Below are 8,172 nucleotides of genomic sequence, written 5' to 3'. Positions count from 1 at the left end.
CCCCGCTCCCGGGCGCAAGCCTGTCAGTGCCGGCAGCGATCGTTGCTGCGCCGACCGGCGCAACCGCCGCCGTGACGGCCGAGCCGGCCGCAACCGACACCGCGGCCCCCGACGCCCCCGTGCGCCAGCCGCGCCCGAACGCGTTCGAATTCCACGCACCCGCGTCGTTCAGCGTCGAACTGCCGACGCTCGACCTGCTCGAGCCCGCATCCGACGACGTCGAAACGATCACCGAGGAACACCTCGCGCAAACGGCCCAGGTGATCGAACAGCGGCTGCAGGAATTCAAGGTGCCGGTGACGGTGGTCGGCGCCTCGGCCGGCCCCGTGATCACGCGCTTCGAGATCGAGCCGGCGCTCGGCGTGCGCGGCAGCCAGATCGTCGGGCTGATGAAGGATCTGTCGCGCGGCCTCGGCCTCACGTCGATCCGCGTCGTCGAGACGATTCCCGGCAAGACCTGCATGGGCCTCGAGCTGCCGAACGCGAAGCGCCAGATGATCCGCCTGTCGGAAATCCTCGCGTCGCGCGAGTATCAGCATTCGCAATCGCAACTGACGATCGCGATGGGCAAGGACATCACGGGCCGCCCGGTCGTCACGGATCTCGCGAAGGCGCCGCACATGCTCGTCGCCGGCACGACGGGTTCGGGCAAGTCGGTCGCGATCAACGCGATGATCCTGTCGCTGCTGTACAAGGCGACGCCGGAAGACGTACGGCTCATCATGATCGACCCGAAGATGCTGGAGCTGTCCGTCTACGAAGGCATCCCGCACCTGCTCGCGCCGGTCGTCACCGACATGAAGCTCGCGGCGAACGCGCTGAACTGGTGCGTCGGCGAAATGGAGAAGCGCTACCGGCTGATGTCGGCTGTCGGCGTGCGCAACCTCGCGGGTTTCAACCAGAAGATCCGCGATGCGGAAGCGAAGGAAAAGAAGATCGGCAACCCGTTCTCGCTGACGCCCGAGGATCCCGAGCCGCTGTCGAAGCTGCCGTTGATCGTCGTCGTCATCGACGAGCTGGCCGACCTGATGATGGTCGCCGGCAAGAAGATCGAGGAGCTGATCGCACGCCTCGCGCAGAAGGCGCGCGCGGCCGGCATCCACCTGATCCTCGCGACGCAGCGTCCGTCCGTCGACGTGATCACGGGCCTGATCAAGGCGAACATCCCGACGCGCGTCGCGTTCCAGGTGTCGTCGAAGATCGACTCGCGCACGATCCTCGACCAGATGGGCGCGGAGTCGCTGCTCGGGATGGGCGACATGCTGTTCCTGCCGCCGGGCACCGGTTATCCGCAGCGCGTGCACGGCGCGTTCGTCGCCGACGAGGAAGTGCACCGGATCGTCGAGTATCTGAAGCAGTTCGGCGAGCCGCAGTACGAGGAAGGCATCCTCGACGGCCCGGCCGCCGACGGCGCGACGCAGGACCTGTTCGGCGAAGCGCCGGACGCGGAAGCCGATCCGCTGTACGACGAAGCCGTCGCGTTCGTCGTGCGCACGCGGCGCGCGTCGATCTCGTCGGTGCAGCGGCAGCTGCGCATCGGCTACAACCGCGCGGCACGCCTCGTCGAGCAGATGGAAGCGGCCGGGCTCGTGTCGGCGATGGGCATCAACGGCAGCCGCGAGGTGCTGGTGCCGGCCGCGGCCGACTGAGCGCGGCGGCCGAACGGCCGCCGTCGACCGATACGGGCGCACCGGGAAACCGGGCGCACCGAAAAAAACGGGCGCTGCATCCGCAGCGCCCGTTTCATTTACCGCATTTACATCGACTGCACCGGCACCAGTTTGAAATCGACCGGCTTGCCGACCGCGACCTTCTGCGGATTCGCGCCGAGCTGCCCCGTTTCGACATCGCGGCTGAACACGTAGAACGTGTCGCTGTCCTGGTTGCCGACGATCAGCCACTTGCCGGTCGGATCGATCAGGAACTCGCGCGGCGTCTTGCCGAGGCTCGACTGGCGGCCGACCTGCTTGAGCCGGCCGTCGGCCTGGTTCACCGCGTAGATCACGAGGTCGTTCGCGTCGCCGCGGTTGCTCGCGTACAGGAAGCGGCCGTCCGGCGACAGGTGGATCGCGCCGCCGCCGACCTTGCCCTTGAAGCCCGGCGCCGTCATCGACACCGTCTGGACCGGCGTCAGCTTGCCGTCGTGATAACCGAGCACCTCGACCGACGCGTTGAGCTCGCTCGTCACGTACGCGAACCGGCCGTCGGCGCCGAACACCATGTGACGCGGGCCCGAGCCGGCCTTCACCGGCGTGTAGCGCGTGTCGGTCGGGCTGATCAGCCCGCGGCTGCCGTCCACCGTGTAGCGGTAGCCGTAGATCTTGTCCGCGCCCAGATCCTGCACGAACAGGTAGCGGCCGTCCGGCGAAAACACCGTCGAATGCACGTGCGCGCCGTCCTGACGGCCCGTCACGGGCCCGGTGCCTTCGTGGTGCACGGCCAGCACGGCCTCGCCGAGCGCACCGTCGTCGCGCAGCGGAAACACCGCGAAGCTGCCGCCCGGATCCTTCGCGACCGAGTAGTTGGCCGTCACGAGATACTTGCCGTCCGGCGACAGCGCGAGATAGCAAGGATCGTTCCCTTCCGACGACACGCGGTCGATGAAGCTCAGCGCGCCCGTCTTCGCGTCGAAGCGGAACGCGCTGACGCCGCCGCGCTGCGACGCCGGCCCGTCGTCGCCGGGCAGTTCGTTGACCGCATAGACGGTGCGACCGTCGCGGCTCGGCAACAGATACGACGGATTCACGGTCTTCGCCGACGATACGGGCGCGACGCTGCCATTTTTAGTATCGAAGCGGTAAACATAGATCCCGTCGCTGCCGCCGCCCGTGTAGGTGCCGACCAGCAGGTTGTAGACGCCGTCGGCCGGTGCGGGCGATTGCTGCGCAAATGCATGGGTCGCGGACAGGGAAAGCACGATCGCGAAACCTTTCATCCAGTGAGCGAGCCTAAGCGGGAACCCTCGTGTCGAAGCGTGTGCGTCACGCTCGCGTAAACGGTTGGGCATTGAATCCTCCTTGCATCGAGTCGCTTCAAGTGTTGAGATAGGACGAAACGCCGGCCGTTCATGCGCTCCGCCGCCCGGCCGAGTATACGGGGCGCGACGCCCGGGCGTGAAGCCCGGCCGCCGCCGTCCGCATTGTGAACTCGATACCCAAGGACCGCCTGCCCATGCCTGCCCTGATCGAAGACTACGCCCTCGTCGGCGACGGCCACACGGCCGCGCTGATCTCGAAAGACGGCTCCGTCGACTGGCTGTGCTGGCCCCGCTTCGATTCGGGCGCCTGCTTCGCGGCACTTCTCGGCACCCCCGAGCACGGCCGCTGGCTGCTTGCGCCTGCCGCCGACGCCGCAGTCACGCACACCACGCGCCGCTATCGCGGCGACACGCTGATTCTCGAAACGGATTACGAAAGCGCCGACGGCGCCGTCACCGTGATCGACTTCATGCCGCCCGGCAACGGCTGGTCCGAACTCGTGCGGATCGTCGTCGGCCGTCACGGCACGATGAAGATGCGCATGGAGCTCGTGTTGCGCTTCGACTACGGTTTCTCGATCCCGTGGGTCACGCAACTGACTCGCGAGGACGGCATGAAGGCGATCGCGGGCCCCGACACCGTCGTGCTGCGCACGCCGGTGCCGCTCACCGGCAAGAATCTCCATACGCTCGCGGAATTCACGGTCGGCGCCGACCAGCGCGTGCCGTTCTCGCTCAGCTACGCGGCCTCGCACATGCGGCTGCCGCCCGCGCGCGATCCGTTGTCGATGCTCGCACGAACCGAGAACTACTGGCTCGAATGGTCGGGCCGCTGCCAGGTGCAGGGCCGCTACGCGGCGGCCGTACGCCGCTCGCTGATCACGCTGAAGGCGCTCGCGTACGAGCCGACCGGCGGCATCGTCGCGGCGCCGACCACGTCGCTGCCCGAAAAGATCGGCGGCAACCGCAACTGGGACTACCGCTACTGCTGGCTGCGCGACGCGACGATCACGCTGCTCGCGCTGATGCGCGGCGGCTACTACGACGAGGCGCGCGCATGGCGCACATGGCTCGGCCGCGTGATGGCCGGCTCGCCCGAGCAGATCCAGATCATGTACGGGATCGCCGGCGAGCGCCGGCTGCCGGAAATGGAGCTCGACTGGCTGCCCGGCTACCAGGATTCGAAGCCGGTCCGCGTCGGCAACGGCGCCGCGAACCAGCTCCAGCTCGACGTGTTCGGTGAGGTGATGGCCGCGCTGCACCTCGCGCGCGTGGGCGGCCTGCAGGCCGACGACACGGTCTGGTCCGTGCAGTGCGCGCTGCTCGACCATCTCGAGAAGATCTGGCAGGAACCCGACGAAGGGATTTGGGAAACGCGCGGCGGCCGCCTGCATTTCACGTTCTCGAAGGTGATGGCATGGGTCGCGTTCGACCGCGCGATCAAGTCTGCGGAAATGTTCCGGCTGCCCGGCTCGCTCGACCGCTGGCGCGCGCTGCGCGAGCGGATCCATGCCGACGTCTGCGCCAACGCCTGGCACGCGGGCAAACAGGCGTTCGCGCAGAGCTACGGCAGCGACGAGCTCGACGCGAGTGTGCTGCTGATGCCGCTGCTCGGCTTCCTGCCGCCGGAAGACCCGCGCATCGTCGGCACGGTCGAGGCGATCGAGCGCGAACTGCTGCACGACGGGCTCGTGATGCGCTACCGGACGACCGAGTACGACGACGGCCTGCCGCCCGGCGAAGGCACGTTTCTCGCGTGCAGCTTCTGGCTGGTCGACAACTACGCGCTGCTCGGCCGGATCGACGACGCGCACCGGCTGTTCAGCCGGCTGCTCGCGCTGTCGAACGACCTCGGGCTGCTCGCGGAGGAGTACGACCCGGTCGCCGGGCGGCTCGTCGGCAACTTCCCGCAGGCGTTCTCGCACGTGGCGCTCGTGCATACCGCGATGAACCTGATGCACCACGAGGACGCGATGGCGCGGGCCGCCGGCCAGCCCGCGCCGGCCGTGGCGACCGGGCGTTGACGGACGTTGGCGGAGTGTCGGGCGGCGGCGCGGGCGGCTTGGTCAGAGATCGTCAAATCGCAAAATTTTGATGAAAAATCGGGGAAATGTTGCATTGCACCACCCATCGTTGTCCGATATGATCGACGCGATTGTCCGGCCGCACTGCAATATGGCCGGCCGCTGACCCACACGGCACGCCGCGACGCCCCACGCCGCCCTTGCGCTCCGTCCCCCACGCGGGAGTAGTCTGCATGCTTTACCAATTGCACGAATTCCAGCGCGCCATGCTGAGCCCGCTGACGGCCTGGGCCCAGGCCGCGTCCAAATCGTTCGCCAACCCGTCCAGCCCGTTCTCGCTGATGCCCGGCGCGCCGCGCATGGCCGCCGCGTACGAACTGATGTACCGGCTCGGCAAGGATTACGAGAAGCCCGAATTCAACATTCATCAGATCGTCAAGGACGGCCACAACATCCCGATCGTCGAGCAGACGATCGTCGAGAAGCCGTTCTGCCGGCTGCTGCGCTTCAAGCGCTATTCGGACGACGCCGACGCCGTCACGCAACTGAAGGACGAGCCGGTCGTGCTGGTCTGCGCGCCGCTGTCGGGCCACCACTCGACGCTGCTGCGCGACACGGTGCGCACGCTGCTGCAGGACCACAAGGTCTACATCACCGACTGGATCGACGCGCGGATGGTGCCGGTCGAGACGGGGCCGTTCCACCTGCACGACTACATCGCGTACATCCAGGATTTCATCCGTCACATCGGCGCGCGCAACCTGCACGTGATCTCGGTGTGCCAGCCGACGGTGCCGGTGCTCGCGGCGATCTCGCTGATGGCAAGCCGCGGCGAGGATACGCCGCTCACGATGACGATGATGGGCGGCCCGATCGACGCGCGCCGCAGCCCGACGTCGGTGAACTCGCTCGCCACGCAGCACTCGACCGCGTGGTTCGAGAACAACGTGATCCACACGGTGCCCGCGAACTATCCGGGCGAAGGCCGCCAGGTGTATCCGGGCTTCCTGCAGCATACGGGCTTCGTCGCGATGAACCCGGAACGGCACGCGCAATCGCATTGGGATTTCTACCAGAGCCTGCTGCGCGGTGACGAGGACGACGCCGAGGCGCACCGCCGCTTCTACGACGAGTACAACGCGGTGCTCGACATGGCCGCCGAGTATTACCTCGAGACGATCCGCGTCGTGTTCCAGGAATTCCGGCTCGCGGAAGGCACGTGGGACGTCGAAGGCGAACGCGTGCGGCCGCAGGACATCAAGCACACCGCGCTGATGACGATCGAGGGCGAACTCGACGACATCTCGGGCAGCGGCCAGACGCACGTCGCGCACGAGCTGTGCACGGGCATCCCGCAAGACGATCGCCGCACCCTGACCGCCGAGAAATGCGGCCACTACGGGATCTTCTCCGGCCGCCGCTGGCGCACGATCATCTACCCGCAACTGCGCGACTTCATCCGCGAGCATGCGCCGGAGCCGAAACACGGCACGACGAAGGATCATCCGGACGCGCCGGCGGCCACGACGCTCGCGGCCGTGCCGGCCGCCAACGCACCGACCGAGGCGACACGCGCCACGGTCGCGAAGCGCACGCGCGCCAAGGCGCCGGCCAAGGCCGCCGCCCCCGCCAAGGCCGCACCGGCCGCGAAGCGGGCCGCCGAAACCCCGCGCGCAAAAACCGTCCGCACGCGCAAGGCAGCCTGACGCGCTGCGTTCCGACGCAAAAACGCCGCCGTTGCCTGCGCACGGCGGCGTTTTTACATGCGGCGCCCGCTCGCCGGCGCGTCAGCGCCGCAGCAGGTACGCGAGCAACACCTCGGTGTTCATCCGGACCATCTCCGCGCGCTCGTCGGTATCGGTGAAGTCGCGACCGAGCGTCGCGGCGAGCGTGAAGCGGTTCGACACGATGTAGTAGCCGAGCCCCGACAGCGTCACGTAGAAGCGCAGCGGATCGACGTCGCCGCGGAACAGCCCGGCCTTCTGGCCGCGCATCAGCACGTTGCCGAGCTTCGCGACGATCGGCGACATCATCTCGCGGATCCGCGTCGACTTGTGCAGGTAGCGCGCTTCGTGCAGGTTCTCGTTGTTAATGAGCCTGAGCAGCTCCGGATGGTCGCGGTAGTAGTCCCAAACGAAATGCGCGAGCCGCGTGACGGCTTCGACCGGCGCGACGCCGTCGAGATCGAGCACGCGCTCGGCCTCGGTCAGCGCGGAGAACGCGTGTTCGAGCACGGCCGTGAACAGCTGTTCCTTGCTGCCGAAGTAGTAATAGAGCATGCGCTCGTTGGTTTCGGCCCGGCGCGCAATCTGGTCGACGCGTGCGCCGAACAGCCCTCCACTCGCGAACTCTTCGGCGGCCGCCATCAAGATGCGGCGGCGCGTACCTTCAGGATCTCTTTTGATTTTTGGCTGATTCATGGTGGCGTTTTGCTATGTGAGCCGCTTGATCCGGACCGGCACCCCCACCGCCTCGGCGCCGGCCGCCCTGGAACGGGCGCGCCGCGTGCGGCCGCCCTCCTGCTGAGCCCCTGCAAAAAAGCGGTTCGATTATGCGCACAGACGGCGTCCAGCGCAATGCGGGAAATCGGCGATAATCGAGCTTTGGCAAACCTTTCCGGCCGCGCCCCGCACGGCCGAGAGCCATTCGGCGCTGCTGCGCCCGTTGTCACCGTGACCGATTCCAAAACCCTCGCGGATCGCATCGAAGATCTGCTGCCCCAGACGCAATGCACGAAGTGCGGCTATAACGGCTGCCGTCCGTACGCCGAGGCGATCGCCGCCGGCGACGCGAACTACAACCAGTGCCCGCCCGGCGGCGCCGAAGGCATCGCGCGCCTCGCGGGCCTGCTCGGCAAGCCGGTGATTCCGCTGAATCCCGTCAATGGCAGCGAACATCCGCGCGCGGTCGCCTTCATCGACGAAAGCCTGTGCATCGGTTGCACGCTGTGCATGCAGGCGTGCCCGGTCGACGCGATCGTCGGCGCGCCGAAGCAGATGCACACGATCATCGAAGCGCAGTGCACCGGTTGCGATCTGTGCGTGCCGCCGTGCCCGGTCGACTGCATCGCGATGCTGCCCGTGACGGGCGAGCGCACCGGCTGGGATGCGTGGTCGCAGGAGCAGGCCGACGCCGCGCGCGAACGCCACGACCTGCGGCTCGCACGCCAGG

6 protein-coding genes are annotated in these 8,172 nt (G+C 67.6%); 4 read left to right on the top strand and 2 right to left on the bottom strand.

All coding sequences use genetic code 11. The features are described from left to right. On the top strand, positions 1 to 1,649 hold a 1,649-nt coding region (locus tag G3N62_RS32955), incomplete at its 5' end, for a DNA translocase FtsK (protein ID WP_277399659.1). A gap of 107 nt (positions 1,650 to 1,756) precedes the next feature. Here G3N62_RS32955 and G3N62_RS32950 read toward each other — a convergent pair. Continuing rightward, positions 1,757 to 3,007, bottom strand: coding sequence for a lactonase family protein (locus G3N62_RS32950; RefSeq protein ID WP_124670610.1), 1,251 nt, complete (start codon positions 3,005 to 3,007; stop codon positions 1,757 to 1,759). Positions 3,008 to 3,171: 164 nt separating this feature from the next. On the opposite strand from G3N62_RS32950, the gene G3N62_RS32945 reads away from it, so the two are divergent. Together G3N62_RS32945 and phaZ are read left to right on the top strand one after the other, a co-directional pair. Continuing rightward, positions 3,172 to 5,001, top strand: coding sequence for a glycoside hydrolase family 15 protein (locus tag G3N62_RS32945; protein ID WP_034190742.1), 1,830 nt, complete (start codon positions 3,172 to 3,174; stop codon positions 4,999 to 5,001). Between the two features lie 233 nt (positions 5,002 to 5,234). After that, a complete protein-coding gene (gene phaZ, locus G3N62_RS32940) occupies positions 5,235 to 6,707 on the top strand; it encodes a polyhydroxyalkanoate depolymerase (protein WP_034190741.1) in 1,473 nt (490 codons plus the stop codon). A gap of 81 nt (positions 6,708 to 6,788) precedes the next feature. On the opposite strand, the gene G3N62_RS32935 is transcribed toward phaZ, so the two are convergent. Next, positions 6,789 to 7,421 carry a TetR family transcriptional regulator gene (locus tag G3N62_RS32935; RefSeq protein ID WP_049031880.1) on the bottom strand — a complete coding sequence of 211 codons (633 nt, stop codon included), beginning with the start codon at positions 7,419 to 7,421 and terminating at the stop codon, positions 6,789 to 6,791. 156 nt (positions 7,422 to 7,577) lie between these two features. On the opposite strand from G3N62_RS32935, the gene rsxB reads away from it, so the two are divergent. Continuing rightward, positions 7,578 to 8,172: electron transport complex subunit RsxB (rsxB, locus tag G3N62_RS32930; RefSeq protein WP_206141443.1), on the top strand; the 595-nt coding region annotated here is incomplete at its 3' end.

The organism is Burkholderia sp. Tr-20355 (assembly GCF_017104685.1).
GTDB lineage: Bacteria > Pseudomonadota > Gammaproteobacteria > Burkholderiales > Burkholderiaceae > Burkholderia > Burkholderia seminalis.
This window is presented reverse-complemented; position numbering and strand designations above follow the sequence as displayed.